This window comes from Nocardia arthritidis NBRC 100137 (assembly GCF_001612765.1).
GTDB classification, from domain to species: domain Bacteria; phylum Actinomycetota; class Actinomycetes; order Mycobacteriales; family Mycobacteriaceae; genus Nocardia; species Nocardia arthritidis.
In genome coordinates this window covers 1-16,892 of sequence record NZ_BDBB01000050.1, presented here as the reverse complement: position 1 = coordinate 16,892, position 16,892 = coordinate 1, and the positions used below count along the sequence as shown (strand labels likewise).

Sequence of the window (16,892 nt, the reverse complement as noted above, 5' to 3'; positions counted from 1 at the left end):
GCCGGCGGCCGGTACGCGCGAAGGCGTTCGAGGTTCGGAGCAGGGTACTGCGTCGGAGGAGTCCGGCGTCGTCCAGGTGCTGGACGCCCGTCTGTTACCCGCCGCGCTTACCTGTTGGGGCGCAACGATTGTGGCTGTCACGGCAGGGTGGCGGGCCGGGGTGGGACTGGCGGCCGCGTTGACGGTCTCGGCTCTCGGGTTGTGGGTTCTGCTGCTGTGGGCGATCGCGCACCGTTGCGAGCGTCGGCGAGCGGTAGCGGTGGTAGCGCTCGCGGCTGTGGTACTGGGGGCGGGCTTCGCGGCTGCCGCGGCATGGCGGGAACATCGGGTGGCGAGCCATCCGTTGCGGGCGGCGGCGGGGCAGTCGCTGCGCGTGGTGGTTACCCCGACCGACGACCCGAAACCACTGCGCGCGAGGGTTGCCGGTGCGGACCGGCATTGGGTGGTCCGGGCGGATCTGCGCGAGTACCGGCGCGGGGGTGTGACGGTGCGCGCCGGTGGCGCGGTGGTCGTCCTGGCCTCCGGACCGGAATGGGCCGGCTTGTCGCCGGGCGGCCCGGTCGAGTTCCGGGCGCGGGTGGAAAAGCCGCGCCGGCCCGACCTCACCGTTGTGACGCTGCACGCGCAGGGAGCGCCCGTCGCCGCCGGTGCGCTGCCCTGGTGGCAGCGCATCGCCGATTCGGTGCGCACCGACTTCGCGGCATCGGCCGAGCGGGCACTGCCGCCCGACGCCGCAGGGTTGTTGCCCGCGCTGGTCGTCGGCGACATCTCGGCGCTGCCCGGACCGGTACGCGACGACTTCGAGATCGCTGGGCTGCAACACCTGACCGTGGTCAGCGGCGCGAATTTCACCATCCTGCTTTCCGTCGTGCTGTTCGTCGTGCGGGTGCTGACCCTCGGCCCGCGCGGCGCCGTGACCGTCGCCGCCGCGGCGCTGCTCATGTTCGTCGTCGTCGCGCGGCCGGACCCGAGCGTGCTGCGCGCCGGCGCGATGGGCGCGATCACCCTGCTGGCGGTGCTCACGGGTCGTCGTAAGCAGGCGCTGCCCGCGCTGTGCGCCGCGATCATCGCGCTGCTCGCCCTGTGGCCCGGGCTCGCCGTGAACGCCGGGTTCGCGCTGTCGGTGATCGCGACGGGTGGCCTCATCCTGCTGGCGCCGAGCTGGGGCGACTGGTTGCGTGCCAGGGGATGGTGGCGCGTGCCCGCCGAGATAGTCGCCGTGTCCGCCGGGGCGTTCGTGGTCACGACGCCGATCGTGATCGCGCTCACCGGACGGCTCAGCCTGATCGCGGTGCTGGCGAATGTCCTTGTCGCCCCGGTTATCGCGCCGATCACCGTCGTAGGGGCAGGTGGTGCGGTGCTCGCGAGCGTTTGGTCGCCGCTCGCCGAGCTGGTCTTGCGTTGCGCCACGCCGCCGCTGTGGTGGTTGCTGTGGGTGGCCCGCCACGCGGCCGCGCTGCCCGGAGCGTCCATCGCGGTGCCGGGCGGTGTGGCGGGCGGGCTGATCGCGGGTGCCGTCGTGGCGGGCGTGATCGCGGGCATGCGTGCCCGAGCCGTGCGGCGGATCGCCGCCGCCATGGTGCTCGGCGTCGCGGCGGTGCTGGTCCCGGTGCGGCTCTGGCATCCGGGCTGGCCACCGAACGGTTGGATTCTCGCGGCATGCGACGTCGGTCAAGGCGACGGTCTCGCCCTGTCGGTCGGTCCGGGCGCCGCCGTCGTCATCGATGTCGGACCGGACCCGCGCCCGATCCGCACTTGTCTGAACCGGTTGGGTATCTCCCGCATCCCGCTGCTGATCCTCACCCATCCGCACGCGGACCACATCGACGGGCTCACCGGCGCACTGCACGATCGTGCGGTCGACGCGATCGCCGTCGGAATCCACGAGCTCGACGGGCTCGCGCCGCCCACCCCCGGACAGGCCCGGTCGACTTCCGAAGTCGAGCCCGGCTGCGGCTCCGCGCCGACCGCTACACCGGCCGCGAACGCACCGGGGCTCATCAGTGCCCCGAAGCGCGATGCGGCGAATCATCGCATTCCTCCCACCAGCGGGAGAGACGCGCAGCGGCTGCCGCCGGGCAGCTACGAGCACTCTCCCTCCGGGAGCACGCGCGAGCAACTCGATTGTGGTTCACCCGAATTCGACAGCAAAAGGTCGGTGCGCCCATCGGGTGACGCACGTATTCCTGTCTCGGGGCTCGTGCAGGTCGCCGCCATCGCCAGGAATGCGGGAGTGCCGCTGCTGGAATTGTCGGCCGGGCACCTCCTGAGTTTCGGGTCGATCGAACTCGAAGTGCTCGCGCCGTCCAGAAACGGTCCGCGACCCGTCCGGGGCGCCGAAACCGAGGACGCCAACGACCGTTCGGTGGTCGTCACCGTCCGCACGCCCGCAGGCCGGATCCTGCTCACCGGGGACATCGAGGCATCCGCGCAACGGGCTCTGATGCATGCCGGGATCCCCATCCAGGCGGACATCCTCAAACTTCCGCACCACGGATCACGCACAACGACCGAAGAATTCCTGGAGGCGGTACACCCCCGCCTGGTGCTCGTCAGCGTCGGTGCCGACAACGCCTTCGGGCATCCCAGCCCCGCCGTCCTCGCGGACCTGTCCGCCCTCGGCGCCATGGTGTCCCGAACGGACCGCGAAGGCGACATCGTGGTGTCCGGCAGCAGCCGACACCTTCGCGTGACGAGTTCACGATGATCCGGCAAGCACGCGGAATCGTGAGCTTCACATGCCGCCGCACGGTCGGGCGGTGCACCGTTGCGGACGACCGGAAGGGTGCGGCGATCGTTCATCGAACCTTCCCTCCCAAGCGCGAAATGTGCGCACTCGGCGCGTGCTAGCACGAGGGCATCCTGATCTCGGACAAGGCTTCGCGTCCAAAACCTTCGAGAAGACCCTGGTCTAACTCGGCATCGCCACTGCTGCGGCCCTCACTCGAGCGGGAAAAGCAGCGGCACGGGGAGCCGATGCTCGAGAAGGTCCGTCAGCACGTCGAGTCCGTCAACGACACCTTGAATGGGCAGTGTGTTCTGGCGATGGCGGCCGGAATCTGGCACCGCAACAGGATCGGTGCACCCGGTCACCCGCTTGCTGGTCGCTTACGATCACTGATCGCCGCGGGGCCTGCCGTCAGTCATAGGGTGGGCATCCCTCCGTGAGGGCTGTCGATCACAATCGGCAGAGACCCTTCCACGAGGAAGGGGTGTCCGGGGAAGTAGTCGATGTGGAGGTGACCACCGTCCTCGGACCGGCCCTGCGCCCACCCCGCAAGCCGACCGGAGGCCACCAGGCGCCTCGGAACTACTCGACTCGGTGAGGTGTCGGTCGAGAACCGTAGGATCGGGCTGTGGACGAGCGCGGCGAATGGAGCAATGCGGCGGGTCCGTCGCGCACGACGCCCTCCGGTATCGGGGAGGCGCTGTCGTGAGCGAACGGCCCGCGTCGGTGCACCTGGTGCTGGGGGAAGAGGAACTGCTGATCGAGCGAGCGTTGGGGGTGGTGACCGCGCAGGTGCGGGCGTTGGCCCCGGACCCGGACGCGGTGCCGGTCGATCGCTTGCGCGCAGGGGACGCGAGCACCGCGGAGCTGGCGGAGCTGCTGAGCCCGTCGCTGTTCGCCGAGGACCGGGTGATCATTCTCGAGGCTGCGGCCGAAGCGGGGAAGGACGCGGTCGCGGTGATCGCCGAGGCGGCGCAGAGTCCGCCCGAGGGTGTGGTGCTCGTCATCGTGCACTCCGGTGGCGGTCGAGCCAAGGCCCTCGCGCCCGCTTTGCAGAAAGCCGGCGCGGTGACACACGACTGCGCCAAGCTGACCAAGGCCGCGGAGCGAGTCGAATTCGTCCGCGGTGAGTTCCGCAACGCGGGAGTGCGGGTGTCCGGCGAGGTGGTCCAAGTGATGTTGGAGGCGGTGGGTTCGGACCTGCGTGAGCTGGCGGCGGCGTGCGGGCAGCTGGCCTCGGACACCGGCGGGAAGATCGATGTGGCGGCCGTGCGCCGCTACTACTCGGGCAAGGCCGAGGTCTCCGGTTTCGACGTGGCCGAACTGGCGGTGGCGGGGGATCGCCCCGGCGCGATGGAGGCGCTGCGCTGGGCGAATGATCGCGGCGTGCCGCATGTCCTGCTCGCCGACGCGCTCGCCGACTCGGTACACACCATCGCTCGCGTCGGCTCGGCCGGGCGCGGTGACCCGTTCAAACTGGCCCAGCAACTCGGCATGCCGCCGTGGAAGGTGAAGAAGGCGCAAGCTCAGGCCCGCAACTGGACTTCCGCGACCATCGGCTCCGCCCTCCAGGTGGTCGCGATCCTCAACGCCGACGTGAAGGGCGGCGCCGCCGACGCGGGCTACGCGCTGGAACACGCCCTCACCCAAATCCTCGACCTGCACGGCGCGGGCTGATCGGGCCGGCTCGATCATCCTGCCGGCATCGCATGGGATCGAGTGGCCCGCTCGATATGGAGGCGGGTGCCTCGTGACCCATGTTCCGCGTATCCAACCGGCTCGACCGCTACAGCGCGCCGGCGAGGCTTTCCACACCCGTGCCCGTCAATCCGGCGAGCCCGGCCGTGCGTCCGGTCGCCACGAGTAGCAGATCGCTCAGCGGCCCCTCGATCTCCGCTGCACCGGTGCCGGAGGACCACTCCGCGTCGGTGGCCACCAGGCGCAGACCGTGCAGACGCTTCTTACCGCCGTAGAACGGGCTGCGCAGCACGTGTTCCAGCGCGACAACGGCCTGCTCGAGGGGCATGGCGTGTCGCCTGCCGAGCGGGCGGGCGATGTCCTGACCGTGAATCATGGTGTCCACCAGTGGATCCAGCGGTCCGGCTCCTGGCGCCCGACGAGTCCAGGCGGCGCCTTCGCGTAGTTGCATGATCAGCTCGGCGGGTGAGTAGCGGCGCGCGCGGTCGCGTGCCATGCGCTGCGTCATCCGGTTCCAGTTGCCTCGCGCCCGGAGGATTCCCGCGATCGTCGCACCTAGGGTGACTCGATTGGACAGGGTCAGGTGAGCCAAGACGTCGTGCACGGTCCAGCCGGGGCACAGCGAGTCGGCGGTCCATTCGCGGTCGTCCAGGTCATCGAGGAGGTCGGCGATGGCGAGACGTTCGGCGCGCGTCCACATCGTGATCTCGTCCAGGTCCATGGCCAGTCTCCTCCGTCGTCGCGGTCACCGATGTGGACGGGGCGACGCACCCGAACTGATCGGACTATGATTCTCATCACTTTCGCCGGCTCGAGTCGCGTGAGTGTCCGAGCGGGAGCGGTGAGCACCCTACGTGGGGTGTCGCGACTCCCCGGAGCGGCGAAGGCGCCAGCCGATCCCGGCTCTGCCCTGGTTGTGCGGCATCGCCTCGGCGCGCCAGTGGCAGGGACGTGGAGACGATCACTCGGTCGCGGCGAGCCACGTGCAAGAAGGGCGGGTTCGCGCTGGTCGCCGCGTCGTTGCCCGCCATTCAGGACACGTCCGAGACCATCACACCCCGTTTCCCCGGCCGGTGATGCAGGTCAGGAGGTCAGCGCCCCGGGTATGAGCACCCATGCGCCGTACGCCGACGCGTGCCCGGGAAGGTGTGCGACGCGAGGTGACAGTCGGGTGCGGCGGTGCGGATCCAGTCCGCACCGCCGCCTAGGTCGACGATCAGGCACGCCCTTCGATCTTCAGGTCGCCGAAGGTGACGCTCTGGGTCATGGAGCGGTTCAGGAACTCGTGCGGGAAGCCGAGGTCCACCGCGCTGGCCTGTTCGAGCCGGGCGAGCTGGGCGGCGTCGAACTCCACGTCGAGCGCTCCGAGGTTGTCCTCCAGTTGCGCCGCGGTGCGGGCGCCGATGAGCGGCGAGGTGATCGCGGGGTCGCGCAGCGTCCAGGCCAGCGCGACTTGCGAAGGCGTCTTACCGATTTCCTCCGCGACCTGCTTGACGACATCGGCGATGGCGAGCCCGCGTTCGGTGAGTGAGCCGTTGGCGGCGGCCACGTTCTTGCGGCTGCCCTCGGGCGAACCGTCCGCCTCGTGGTCGAGATCGGTGCGGCTGTACTTGCCGGTGAGCACGCCGCTGCCCAGCGGAGACCACGGGATCACGCCGAGACCCAGTTCACGCGCCATCGGGATGAGGTCACGCTCGACGGTCCGTTCGATCAGGCTGTACTCGATCTGCAGTGCGATCAGCGGTGACCAGCCGCGCAGGTCCGCGATGGTCTGCATCCGCGCGATCTGCCAGGCCGGCGCATCGGAGATTCCGACGTAGAGCACTTTGCCCGAGCGCACCAAATCGTCCATGCCGCGCAGGATTTCCTCGACGGGGGTCAGGAAGTCCCAGGCGTGCAAGTAGAGCAGGTCGATGTAGTCGGTGTTCAGCCTGCGCAAGCTGGCCTCGACCGAGCCGATCATGCTCTTGCGGTGGTTGCCACCGGAGTTCGGGTCGCCCGGACGGCGCAGCATGGTGTATTTGGTGGCCAGCACCAGGCTTTCGCGGTTGTCCGCGGTGAATTCGCCAAGCAGTTGCTCGGAGGTGCCGTTGGTGTACTGGTTGGCCGTGTCGATGAAGTTGCCACCGCGCTCGACATAGGTGTCGAAGATCTTGCGGGCCTCGTCCCGGTCCGCGCCCCAGCCCCAATCGGCGCCGAAGGTCATGGTTCCCAGGGACAGCGGAGAGACTCGAAGTCCCGAGCGGCCGAGCAGCCGGTAGGTGTCGAGGGTGCGAGCTCCGGACATGTCCAGCTCCTTGGGTTCGCGATGCCGTGTTGTCGATAGCCAGTTTTCAATGGCGCACGAGGCCGAGTAAGGGAAGCTTCATCCTGGGAAGGCCAGTCCTAGGCAGCCGTAGGATCGACGGTGATGACTGGCACGGTGAACTCCACCCAGCGCCGCGAGCTCGGGCCCGGCGGTAGCTCGCATACCCGAGGCGGGCCCGGGAACGGCGCGGATTCGACTCAGCGCCGCGACCTAGGGTCCGGCGGCGGCCCACGTAGTCACGGACAGCCCGAGAGCGCGGCGGATCCGACTCGGCCCCGCGACGCCTCCGGCGGCGGCACTCCCGGCAATCGCGCAGGTCGCGGCAGCGCAGATCGAGTGCAGGAGATGGGCGCCTTCCTGCGGGCCCGCCGGGAGCGGTTGACGCCGGAGGATCTCGGCTTGCCGCAGCGCAGGCAGGCCCGCCGGACACCGGGGCTGCGGCGGGAAGAGGTCGCCGAACTCGCGGGCGTGAGCACCGACTACATCGTGCGGCTGGAGCAGGGGCGCGGCCTGCGTCCGTCGGTGGAGGTGCTCAACGCGCTGGCGCGGGCGCTGTGCCTGAACGACGACGAGCGCGCTTATCTGTTCGATCTGGCGCTCCAGCGGCAGCCGGACCACGGCAAGCCGAGCACCGCGCCGGCGCCCGCGCTGGCCATGCTGGTGCGGGATCTGTCGCCGTTGCCCGCGATGCTGGTGAACCACCGCTACGACATCCTGGCCTGGAACCGGGAGATGGCGGCGTTGATCACCGATTTCGGCGCGCTACCGCAGCGGCAGCGAAACTCCATGTGGTTGTGCCTGCTCGATCCGAGCATGCGGGATTTCTATGTCGAGCGCGAACGCGTGATTCGTGAGGGCATCGCGGATCTGCGTGCGGCATGGGCCGCGCACCCGGACGACCGCGCCCTGGCCGATCTGATCGCCGAGTTCACCGCGTACAGTCCGGAGTTCGAGCAGGCGTGGGCCCGCCACGACGTGCGGGTGCAGGGGCGGGGGAACAAGCCGCTGCGGCATCCGCTGGTGGGTCCGCTGGTCGTCAGCTATGAGGTGCTGATGCCCGTGCAGGATCCCGACCAGCGGATCGTCATCTACCGCGCTGTGGACGCCGATTCCCAGGCCGCGCTGGACCGGCTGGTCGCCGCTCTGGATGCGCCGTGATCAGGGGCTATTCCGCGGAACTCAGGACCAGCTCACCGTCGTCGTCCGCGTCCTCGTAGCGGCCGTCCCACTCCTCGTAGGCGGGCACGTCCTCGTCGCGCGTGACGATCCACTCCAACGAGTAACCGCCGTCGTCGTCGGGAACGAGCACATTCTCGATCTTCAGTCCGAAGCCGAGCACCTCGGCGGCGCGGATCACATCCGGCAGATCCTCGGCGCGAACGACCGTCTGATTGGCATACACGGTTACCATGCGCGGAATGGTAGCTGGAACCTCTGACACGGCGCGGGTCGAATCCTGAAACCCCAGGTAGAAAGCGCGAGAGAGATGTTGCCGCCGGGACACGACAAAAGCCGCCGTGGTCGTCGAGGCCACGGCGGCTGCGTCACAGCACGAGCGCGGTACCGGCATGCGGTACCGGATGGATCAGAGCTTGTTGAAAGCCAGCGACAGGGCCGACTTCTTGTTGGCGGCCTGATTGGCGTGGATGACGCCCTTCGAGGCAGCCTTATCCAGCTTCCGGCTGGCGAATTGCAGGCGCTCGGCGGCTGCGTCCTTGTCGCCGGCGGCCGCGGCCTCGCGGAAGCTGCGGATGGCGGTGCGCAACGCGGACTTGACCGACTGGTTGCGCTTGCGCGCCGCCTCGTTGGTGCGGATCCGCTTCAGCTGGGACTTGATGTTGGCCACGCCGGTTCCTCGTGTTCCTGTCTGGTTGGTATGTCCTGGGAAAGTTCGTCGAGCGCGCGACATACCCGAGGTGGACGGGTAACGCAGCGCCGAAGATCGAGGTTACCAGTCGCCGTCCTGCGCACGAAATCGACACCCGACCGGTCGGACGGCCGCTGCTCGGGTAATCGGGTAATCGGGCAATCGGGCTTCGGTCCGGCACACGTTCGTGCTGCCGGCCTCCACCTGCGTTCCGGAGGGCATCGCAGCCACGCGCCCGCCGTGCAGATGGCACCTGACGCGGTGTATCTCTGGCTACCTCCATGCCGCCCGGCTGCCGGGCACGCTCACACCGATACCGAGACCAGAGCGGCGTTCGGTGTCGGCCCGGCGGGACCGGCAGCATCTCCCCTGGAGAACAGTATTTTCACTCGAGACGAGACGGGCCTCGGGCAACGCCGATGTTCCGCTGTTGACGGCTCCCTTTCCAGCCGCGGCTCGGCGGACCCCGAAGTCGTTGTAGAGATCACTCGACTCGCGTAGCGTCCTCAGAGCAACCGTTGCTCATCGAGCGGCTCTGTTGTCGAAGCGGTACCACGACTAGTCCGAGCGCAGGTCTGGAACGCGGAAGGTGGACAGATGTCTCCAACGGCCCAGGAAGTAGTCGAAGAGGCTGTCGAGAACAAACCGATTCCCGAGAGCAAGAAATGGGGCGCCGAGGCGCTCGGCACCTTTGTCTTGGTGATCGGTGGCGTCGGCACCGCGGTGCTGGCGGGGGAGAAGGTCGGTCCGCTGGGCGTCGCGCTCGGCTTCGGCCTGTCGCTGATGTTCCTGGTCTACTCGATCGGGCCCATCTCGGGCTGCCACGTCAACCCGGCGGTGACCGTGGGGCATCTGCTGCTCGGTCGGCTCAGCGGCGTGTCGGCGGCGGGATATGTGATCTCGCAACTGATCGGCGGACTCCTCGCCGGACTCGTGCTGTTCGCGCTGGCCAAGAACCTGCCGTCCTACGATCGGCCGGTCGACGGGCTCGGCGCGAACGGGTGGGGCAAGCACAGCCCGTCGGCGATCCGGGGACCGCTCGGCGAGGTGGTGGTGCAGAACGGGTACGGGGTGGCCGCCATGATCATCATCGAGGTGATGCTGACGGCGCTGCTGGTCTTCGTGGTGCTGTCCTCCACCGACCAGATCTCCGACGTGCCGCTGGCCGGGCTGTCCATCGGCGTCACGCTGGCGGTGATCCACCTGGTGTCGATCCCGGTGGACAACACCTCGGTCAATCCGGCCCGCAGTCTCGCCGTGGCGCCCTACCAGGACGGTGCGATGGGGCAGGTCTGGGCGTTCATCGTCTTCCCGCTGATCGGCGGCGCCCTCGGTGCGCTGCTGTACGGCCTGCTGTACGGCCGTTCCCGCGAGATGATCTCCTGACCCGGTCGGCGGTCGCCCGGCCCGAAGACGCGGCCGCGACGGTCAGCCGGCCGTGCGCTCCCGCGGCCCGTCGCATACCGAGGTGACCAAGGCCGGGAGGGGGAACAGCAGCAGGAAGAGGTTGGGCGTCCACCACAGTGGGCTGAAATCGCCGCGCAGCGTCCAGAAGGCGAGGGCTTGCAGCCCGGCCACGCTGGTCAGGGTCAGCGAAACGGTCATCAGGGTGTGCCGGCCCGGCGTACGGGCCAGGCTCGCCAGACCCGTGGCGCTCGCGGCCAGGTCCACGACGACGAACGAGTAGTTCCAGTCGCTGAGGATCGGGTCGGTGTAATCCTTGTAGGCCCATTCGGGGGGGATCACCTGGGCGAACGCGATCGCCCAGTAGAGCAGGAAACCGATGTCGGTGACAACCATGGCGATCTTGGTCGGCCCGAGCACGCGAAACACGATCGGACTCAGTGCCAGGCGTATTCGGCGCAGAGCCGGTGGGCGACCAGATCGAAGGTCTTGCGTGGCAGGATCGCGCCCTCCCGGCGGATGCCCGCCTCCGGCACGTCGAGCACCCGATCGAGCCGCACCCAACTGGGGCGGCCGTCGTGGTCCCATGCCCCGCTGCCGATGCCGATCCAGTCGCGGTCGTAGGCGCGTTCCGGATTCGACGACAGCATCAGGCCCAGCAGCGTGCGACGGTCGCGGCCGACCACCAGTACCGGCCGGTCCTTGCCGTTGCTCGGATCCTCTTCGAACGGCACCCAGGTCCAGACGATCTCCCCGGGATCGGCACGGCCGTCCAATTGCGGCGAGTAGACGATCTGCCGGGCCCGCTCCGCGGTCGGAACCGGCCTGGACGCGGCGGGCCGCACCGCGACACCGGTCGCGCGCCGCTGGGCCAGCGACCCCACCAGCCGGTCGACCAGCCCGGGCCCCTGCTGCTTGACGATCTTGGGACCCTGTTGTTTGGCGATCAGACCGATCTGCTTGCCGAGGGTGTTCCAACTTCGGGCCATCTCTGGAGGATAACGGCGCGCCCGCCGCTTCTCACCCGCGTGGGATCCGTTGTGTCGTCAGCGTCGTCGACGACCCGAGCCGCCATGGAGTCGGACATGCGGCCCATCCGGGACCGAGCGGACGAAAGTCCGGCTCCGCTGCCCGTCGCGGAAGACGACCAGTGCGCCGAGGCTGATGGCGATGATCACCGCCGAGAGCGGCATGGTGCGCCCGGCGGCGGCGACGTTGCGAGCCCTCCGCTCGACCACACTCCCAGCCCCGTCGAGTGCGAGTCTTACGAGCACCGTTCGCGGCCGGTCTCGGGTTCGTGTGACCGAAGCGCAGGCGACGTAGTCGCGAGTCTCGGTCGCTCGAACCCGAGACTTCCCGGGGCCGCGAACACGCAGCGCCGCAGGCGCTGCAAAAACCAACACAGCATCATGGGACGATGGACGGCAGTTTGCCGATACCCATGAGGAGTGGAGTGCCCGCCAGCTTCGCCGACACGACGTTCACCGATCCCGCCCGGATCCGGAACTTCTGCATCATCGCGCACATCGACCACGGCAAGTCGACGCTGGCCGACCGGATGCTGCAACTGACCGGTGTGGTCGAGGAGCGGCAGATGCGTGCGCAGTACCTGGACCGGATGGATATCGAGCGCGAACGCGGCATCACCATCAAGGCGCAGAACGTGCGGCTGCCCTGGACGCCCCGGACCGGGGAGCACGCGGGCAGCGATTTCGTGCTGCACCTGATCGACACACCCGGCCACGTGGACTTCACCTACGAGGTGTCGCGCGCCCTGGAGGCGTGTGAGGGTGCGATCCTGCTGGTCGACGCCGCGCAGGGTATCGAGGCGCAGACGCTGGCCAACCTGTATCTGGCGCTGGACAAGGATCTGACGATCATCCCGGTGCTGAACAAGATCGACCTGCCCGCCGCGGACCCGGACCGCTACGCCGCCGAGCTGGCGCACATCGTCGGCTGCGAGCCGTCGGACGTGCTGCGCGTCTCCGGCAAGACCGGCGAGGGCGTGACCGATCTGCTCGACCAGGTGATCGCCCAGGTCCCGCCGCCGGTCGGCGAAGCAGACGCGCCCGCCCGCGCGATGATCTTCGACTCGGTCTACGACACCTACCGCGGCGTGGTCACCTACGTCCGCGTGGTGGACGGCAAGCTGACCCCGCGCGAGAAGATCAAGATGATGTCCACCGGCGCCACCCACGAGCTGCTGGAGATCGGCATCGTCTCGCCCGAGCCGAAGCCGACCCGGGGTCTGGGCGTCGGCGAGGTCGGCTATCTGATCACGGGCGTGAAGGACGTGCGTCAGTCCAAGGTCGGCGACACGGTGACCGGCGCGCGCGGCGGCGCGAGCGAACCGCTCACCGGATATCGCGAGCCACGCCCGATGGTGTACTCCGGCCTCTACCCGGTGGACGGCTCCGACTACCCGGACCTGCGCGACGCGCTGGAGAAATTGCAGCTCAACGACGCCGCCCTGACCTACACGCCGGAGACCTCGGTGGCGCTGGGGTTCGGTTTCCGCTGCGGCTTCCTCGGCCTGCTGCACATGGAGATCACGCGCGAGCGCCTGCAGCGCGAGTTCGATCTGGACCTCATCTCGACCGCGCCGAACGTGGTGTACCGGGTGGAGATGGAGGACGGTGCCGAGCACGTGGTCACCAACCCCTCGTACTGGCCGGAGGGCAAGGTCAAGACGGTGTACGAGCCGGTCGTGAAGTGCACCATCATCTCGCCGAGCGAGTTCATCGGTTCGATCATGGAGCTGTGCCAGTCCCGCCGCGGCGAGCTCGGCGGCATGGACTACCTCTCCGAGACCCGCGTCGAGCTGCGCTACACGATGCCGATGGCGGAGATCATCTTCGACTTCTTCGACTCGTTGAAGTCGCGCACCCGCGGCTACGCGAGCCTCGACTACGAGGAGTCGGGCGAGCAGGAGTCGCAGCTGGTGAAGGTGGACATCCTGTTGCAGGGCGAGGCGGTGGACGCGTTCAGCGCGATCGTGCACCGCGACGCCGCGCAGGCATACGGCCACAAGATGACCACCAAGCTGCGCGAACTGATCCCCCGCCAGCAGTTCGAGGTGCCGATCCAGGCCGCGATCGGGTCGAAGATCATCGCCCGCGAGAACATCCGCGCCATCCGCAAGGACGTGCTGGCCAAGTGCTACGGCGGTGACATCAGTCGTAAGCGCAAGCTGCTGGAGAAGCAGAAGGAAGGCAAGAAACGGATGAAGACGATCGGCCGCGTCGACGTCCCGCAGGAAGCCTTCGTGGCCGCGCTGTCCTCCGACGCCGCTTCGGACAAGCCCAAGGACAAGAAGTAGGCGGCTAACCCGTCGCCGCGCGCAGCCGGACGCGTAGGCGCGCTCCGCCCAGCGGGCTTGCCTCGAGTTCGGCGGCGCCGGAATGCAATTCGGCTTGCTGGCGGACCAGGGCAAGGCCGAGTCCGGAGCCGGGGGAGCCGGGGCCTTTGACGAAGCGGTCGAAGGCGTCGGCGCGCAGCGCCTCGGGGATGCCGCGGCCGTCGTCGTCGACGTGGATCTCCACGATGTCCTCCGGGCCGGATCGGGCGCTGACGGTGACGGTTTCGGCCCGGCCGTGTTGCACGGCGTTGGCGACGGCATTCGTGACGATGAGCCCGACGCCGCCGGGCGAACCGGTCACGGTGACCGGAGCGCATTCGCCGAGCTCCACCCGCACCCCCGGGTGCCTGCGCCGCGCGTCGTGCACCGCCCGGTCCAGCACGTCGCAGAGGTCGAACGGCTCGAAGACGTCCGGTCCGGTGAGTTCGCCGACCGCGAGGCGTTCCAGGTCGGTCAGCGTGTTCTCGATCTGCCGTTCGGCGAGGAGCACCTCGGACAGAATCGCACGGCGCTGCTGGTCCGGAATCTCCTTGGTGGCCAGGACCTGCAGGTCGGTGCGCAGAGCCGTGAGCGGCGTACGCAATTCGTGCGCGCAGACCGCGGCGAAGTCGCGTGCGCCGGTCAGCGCGCGTTGGGTGGCGCGGTGGGCGGCTTCCAGCCGGGTGAGCATGCGGGTGATCGCGTCGGAGAGTTCCTCGGCTTCGCGTGCGCCGCGGCCGGACAGCGGCGGCAGTTCCTCCAAGGTCTCGATGCGGTGGGTGGCATCGGCCAGGCGGCGCAGTGGGCGTGCGGCGAATCCGGCCAGGAACCAGCCGAGCAGAGCGGCCAGCAACGCGCCCGCCACTCCGATGCCGAGCCCGATGCGCTGACTGCGATGAATCGCCGCCTCCACGACATCGCGATCGGGATCGAGCGCGACCAGCACGCCGGGCAACCCGTCGACCCGGGCGATCGCGGCGTCGGCGGGCACGCCCGGCCGCCGCGCGTCCGCGGGCGTCTGCTCGGGAGACAGCGTGGCCGCGGACGGCGGTGCGGGAGCCGCTTCGAGGGGCGCGGCGATCCGCACCGCCATCGAGGAGACGGTCTCGTCCAGCTGACGTTCGCCGGTGGCGCCGAGCAGCCCGGCGAAGGTGACCGTCAAGGTGAGCGTGACCAGCGCCGCGACAACTCCCGATACGACCGCTACGCGGGTGCGCAGCGACGGTGACCTGCTCATGGTTCCTCCCGGAGGACGAAGCCGACGCCGCGCACGGTGTGCAGCACCCGGGGCACGCCGTCCGCCTCCAGCTTGCGCCGCAGATAGGAGACGAACACGTCGACGACGTTGGTGTCGGTGGGGAAGTCGTAGCCCCACACGGCGGACAGGATCTGCTCGCGGCCGAGCACGACGCCGATGTGCCCGGCGAGCAGGGCGAGCACCTCGAATTCCCGCTTCGTCAGTTCCACCGGCTTGCCCCCGGCCAGCACCCGGTGCCCGGCGGGGTCGATCCGTACCCGCCCGACCGTGCGCACCTCCTCCGGCCGCGGAGCCGGTTTCTGCCTGCGCCGCAGCAGCGCGTTCAACCGGGCGACGAGTTCACCCAGATCGAATGGCTTGGTGAGGTAGTCGTCGGCGCCGCGCTCCAGGCAGGCGATCCGGTCGCTGACCGCCGTGCGCGCGCTGAGCACGCAGATCGGGATGTCGTTGCCCATCGCCCGCAGCGCGGTGACCACGCCGACGCCGTCGAGTTCGGGCATGTTGACGTCGAGGACCATCGCGTCGGGCGTGGTGGCGCGGACCATACTCAACGCCTCGGCGCCGTCGGCCGCGGTGACGACCTCGAAATCGGAGAGCTCCAGTCCCCGCCGCAGCGACGCGAGGACGCGAACCTCGTCGTCCACGACCAAGATTCGTTGTCCGGCCATGGTGCCAATCTAATCCCGCAGTTTGAGATGGCGGGTTGGGGTTGACGCGTCCACGGTTCGGTCTCCCGTGCGTCCATGCTGCCGAACGGCTGTTTCATCGAATTCGACGGTACGGAGCGGATCTTCAGCACTCTTTCGGCAACTCTCAGAGTTTCATTAGTTTTTCCCGGCGCGTCCGCCGGTGCGCCGACGACGAGGCGATCGGGCCTGGTAGAGGTGCGTACCGGAGACTGCGCGCGGTCCGGAAGGCCATCGGAAATGGGGCTTCCGATCCCGTAATTTGGATGGCAAGGTTGTGTTGCTCACCACAGTGACATTCTCTCCAGTCCTGGAGAATGTGACAGGCGAGTATTCCCGAAATACTGTTGGGGTGATCTTCACTCGGTCGGACCGGCGCGGTGAGGATGCTGGACAATCGAGAGTGGAGCTTCTATGACGCGTGATCTGCCCTTCGACGACGACACCGAAGGCGCCGACCGCGCAGGCGACACCGCCTACCGGGTGGCCACCGGCGTCGCGCGGGTGGCGCGAGCGGGCGCCTATGTCACCGGCGGCGCCCTGGTCGCCGCCAACGGCGGCGGCGTCCCCGCGCAACCGGGCGAATCCCGCCTCGACAGCTGGCACACCGGCTGGGCGCACAGCACCGATCCCGATCCCGATCAGCCGAGCCCGGTGATCACCTTCCCGGACCCGGTCGTCGAGCCCACGCCGTTCTCCTCGCACGGCCCGAACAGCCCGGTCGCCCATGGAAATCCGGCCCCCGGGCCGGTCAACCCGGCCCCCGGGTTCACGTTGCCCGGCACCGGCGCAAGCCCTGCGGGATCGCTGCCCTCGCTCGGCGAATACAGCGGTACCGACGCCGGAATGCCACTACCGACGCTGCCCGGCGGCGAGTCGGGCACACACGGGATGCAATTGCCCGGACACTCCGGAGGCGGGGTCCCCGGGCTGGGCGGCATCCCCGGCACGGACGGCGGTTCCGGATCCGGATTGACCATTCCGGGGACCGAGGGCAATACATCGCACGGCTTCTCGTTGCCCGGCGTCCGGTCCGAGGCCGCGAACGATCTCGACGCACCCGGCGGCCACGGCTTCGGCCTGCCCGGCCACGGACTCGGCCAAGCCGGGCACGGGTTCGGCCTGCCCGGCTCGAACGGCTTCGTCGCGCCCGGCTCCACCGTCTTCGACCTGCCCGGAAACAGCGGCCTACCCGGAAGCGGCGTGGGTGCGGCGCCGACGGCGGACGATCCGTTCGACGGCGTCGGCGCGGGCAGCGATCTGGGGGCGTTCGTCGGCACGCAGTGGCAGGTCGACTTCGGGCTCGGCCCGAACGGGATCTACTTCACCTCCGAGATGAAGGTCGATATGGCGGTCGGTCACGTCGGCGATCAGCTCGACGAGTACACCGACTGGCTGGCCGACGGCATCCACGTGCCGGACGGCATTGATCACCCGGTCACCGACCCGCATGCGCCCGGCCATCCCGGTCTGCTCGGCGGGCTCACGTCACCGAGCTCGTCCGCGACGCAGTCGTCGGCGGCCTCCGGCGTCACGCAGTCCTCGTCGGCGGGAATGGCGCAGTCGTCGGCCGCGCCGGGTGTCGCACAGCCGCTCGCGGCCTCGG

The 16,892-nt window shown here is 69.1% G+C and carries 14 protein-coding genes and 2 pseudogenes; 7 read left to right on the top strand and 9 right to left on the bottom strand.

What is annotated here, in order from left to right; all coding sequences use genetic code 11:
- Positions 1 to 130 precede the first annotated feature (130 nt).
- Positions 131 to 2,707 carry a ComEC/Rec2 family competence protein gene (locus tag NA8_RS28140; RefSeq protein WP_245664038.1) on the top strand — a complete coding sequence of 859 codons (2,577 nt, stop codon included), beginning with the start codon at positions 131 to 133 and terminating at the stop codon, positions 2,705 to 2,707.
- A gap of 166 nt (positions 2,708 to 2,873) precedes the next feature.
- A pseudogene (locus tag NA8_RS35955) lies at positions 2,874 to 3,121 on the top strand (IS982 family transposase); the annotation flags it as partial.
- 22 nt (positions 3,122 to 3,143) lie between these two features.
- On the opposite strand, the gene NA8_RS35950 reads toward NA8_RS35955, so the two are convergent.
- Positions 3,144 to 3,296 (bottom strand): Imm32 family immunity protein, encoded by a 153-nt coding sequence (locus tag NA8_RS35950; RefSeq protein ID WP_439957425.1) that lies wholly within the window; start codon positions 3,294 to 3,296, stop codon positions 3,144 to 3,146.
- 137 nt (positions 3,297 to 3,433) lie between these two features.
- Here NA8_RS35950 and holA point away from each other — a divergent pair, with 137 nt between their 5' ends.
- A complete protein-coding gene (gene holA, locus NA8_RS28135) occupies positions 3,434 to 4,405 on the top strand; it encodes a DNA polymerase III subunit delta (RefSeq protein ID WP_063053384.1) in 972 nt (323 codons plus the stop codon).
- A gap of 109 nt (positions 4,406 to 4,514) precedes the next feature.
- Here holA and NA8_RS28130 read toward each other — a convergent pair whose 3' ends face one another.
- The gene (locus NA8_RS28130) at positions 4,515 to 5,147 is read right to left on the bottom strand and encodes a maleylpyruvate isomerase family mycothiol-dependent enzyme (protein WP_063053360.1); all 633 of its coding nucleotides are present in this window, start codon (positions 5,145 to 5,147) and stop codon (positions 4,515 to 4,517) included.
- Positions 5,148 to 5,642: 495 nt separating this feature from the next.
- Positions 5,643 to 6,713, bottom strand: coding sequence for an aldo/keto reductase (locus NA8_RS28125; protein ID WP_063053359.1), 1,071 nt, complete (start codon positions 6,711 to 6,713; stop codon positions 5,643 to 5,645).
- 366 nt (positions 6,714 to 7,079) lie between these two features.
- Between NA8_RS28125 and NA8_RS28120 the strand changes: the two genes are divergently transcribed.
- Positions 7,080 to 7,892 carry a helix-turn-helix domain-containing protein gene (locus tag NA8_RS28120; protein ID WP_063053358.1) on the top strand — a complete coding sequence of 271 codons (813 nt, stop codon included), beginning with the start codon at positions 7,080 to 7,082 and terminating at the stop codon, positions 7,890 to 7,892.
- 7 nt (positions 7,893 to 7,899) lie between these two features.
- Here NA8_RS28120 and NA8_RS28115 read toward each other — a convergent pair whose 3' ends face one another.
- Both NA8_RS28115 and rpsT read right to left on the bottom strand, forming a co-directional pair.
- Entirely contained in the window at positions 7,900 to 8,145 is a 246-nt protein-coding gene (locus tag NA8_RS28115; protein WP_063053357.1) for a hypothetical protein, read from the bottom strand.
- Between the two features lie 174 nt (positions 8,146 to 8,319).
- A complete protein-coding gene (gene rpsT / locus NA8_RS28110; protein ID WP_063053356.1) occupies positions 8,320 to 8,580 on the bottom strand; it encodes a 30S ribosomal protein S20 in 261 nt (86 codons plus the stop codon).
- A gap of 618 nt (positions 8,581 to 9,198) precedes the next feature.
- Here rpsT and NA8_RS28105 point away from each other — a divergent pair.
- Positions 9,199 to 9,987 (top strand): aquaporin, encoded by a 789-nt coding sequence (locus NA8_RS28105; protein WP_063053355.1) that lies wholly within the window; start codon positions 9,199 to 9,201, stop codon positions 9,985 to 9,987.
- Between the two features lie 42 nt (positions 9,988 to 10,029).
- Here the strand turns inward: NA8_RS28105 and NA8_RS28100 are convergent, their stop codons facing one another.
- Entirely contained in the window at positions 10,030 to 10,425 is a 396-nt protein-coding gene (locus tag NA8_RS28100) for a DUF5360 family protein (RefSeq protein ID WP_218019523.1), read from the bottom strand.
- 17 nt (positions 10,426 to 10,442) lie between these two features.
- Positions 10,443 to 10,994: a type II toxin-antitoxin system PemK/MazF family toxin gene (locus NA8_RS28095; protein WP_063053354.1), complete on the bottom strand. Its 552-nt coding sequence runs from the start codon at positions 10,992 to 10,994 to the stop codon at positions 10,443 to 10,445.
- A 428-nt stretch (positions 10,995 to 11,422) separates the two neighbouring features.
- Here NA8_RS28095 and lepA point away from each other — a divergent pair, with 428 nt between their 5' ends.
- Positions 11,423 to 13,324, top strand: coding sequence for a translation elongation factor 4 (lepA, locus tag NA8_RS28085; RefSeq protein ID WP_084467142.1), 1,902 nt, complete (start codon positions 11,423 to 11,425; stop codon positions 13,322 to 13,324).
- Between the two features lie 4 nt (positions 13,325 to 13,328).
- Here lepA and NA8_RS28080 read toward each other — a convergent pair whose 3' ends face one another.
- Positions 13,329 to 14,579: a sensor histidine kinase gene (locus tag NA8_RS28080; RefSeq protein ID WP_063053351.1), complete on the bottom strand. Its 1,251-nt coding sequence runs from the start codon at positions 14,577 to 14,579 to the stop codon at positions 13,329 to 13,331.
- Entirely contained in the window at positions 14,576 to 15,268 is a 693-nt protein-coding gene (locus NA8_RS28075; RefSeq protein WP_063053350.1) for a response regulator transcription factor, read from the bottom strand. The genes NA8_RS28080 and NA8_RS28075 overlap by 4 nt, the downstream gene beginning before the upstream one ends.
- 432 nt (positions 15,269 to 15,700) lie before the next feature.
- Between NA8_RS28075 and NA8_RS28070 the strand changes: the two are divergent.
- A pseudogene (locus NA8_RS28070) lies at positions 15,701 to 16,892 on the top strand (hypothetical protein); the annotation flags it as partial.

What these genes read in the sequence shown, in the direction of transcription:
- NA8_RS28105 (WP_063053355.1), top strand. Translation starts at nt 9,199, where the DNA reads ATGTCTCCAACGGCCCAGGAAGTAGTCGAAGAGGCTGTCGAGAACAAA.
- NA8_RS28125 (WP_063053359.1), bottom strand. Translation starts at nt 6,713, where the DNA reads ATGTCCGGAGCTCGCACCCTCGACACCTACCGGCTGCTCGGCCGCTCG.
- NA8_RS28120 (WP_063053358.1), top strand. Translation starts at nt 7,080, where the DNA reads ATGGGCGCCTTCCTGCGGGCCCGCCGGGAGCGGTTGACGCCGGAGGAT.
- NA8_RS28095 (WP_063053354.1), bottom strand. Translation starts at nt 10,994, where the DNA reads ATGGCCCGAAGTTGGAACACCCTCGGCAAGCAGATCGGTCTGATCGCC.
- NA8_RS28115 (WP_063053357.1), bottom strand. Translation starts at nt 8,145, where the DNA reads ATGGTAACCGTGTATGCCAATCAGACGGTCGTTCGCGCCGAGGATCTG.
- lepA (WP_084467142.1), top strand. Translation starts at nt 11,423, where the DNA reads ATGGACGGCAGTTTGCCGATACCCATGAGGAGTGGAGTGCCCGCCAGC.
- NA8_RS28130 (WP_063053360.1), bottom strand. Translation starts at nt 5,147, where the DNA reads ATGGACCTGGACGAGATCACGATGTGGACGCGCGCCGAACGTCTCGCC.
- NA8_RS28080 (WP_063053351.1), bottom strand. Translation starts at nt 14,579, where the DNA reads ATGAGCAGGTCACCGTCGCTGCGCACCCGCGTAGCGGTCGTATCGGGA.
- NA8_RS28075 (WP_063053350.1), bottom strand. Translation starts at nt 15,268, where the DNA reads ATGGCCGGACAACGAATCTTGGTCGTGGACGACGAGGTTCGCGTCCTC.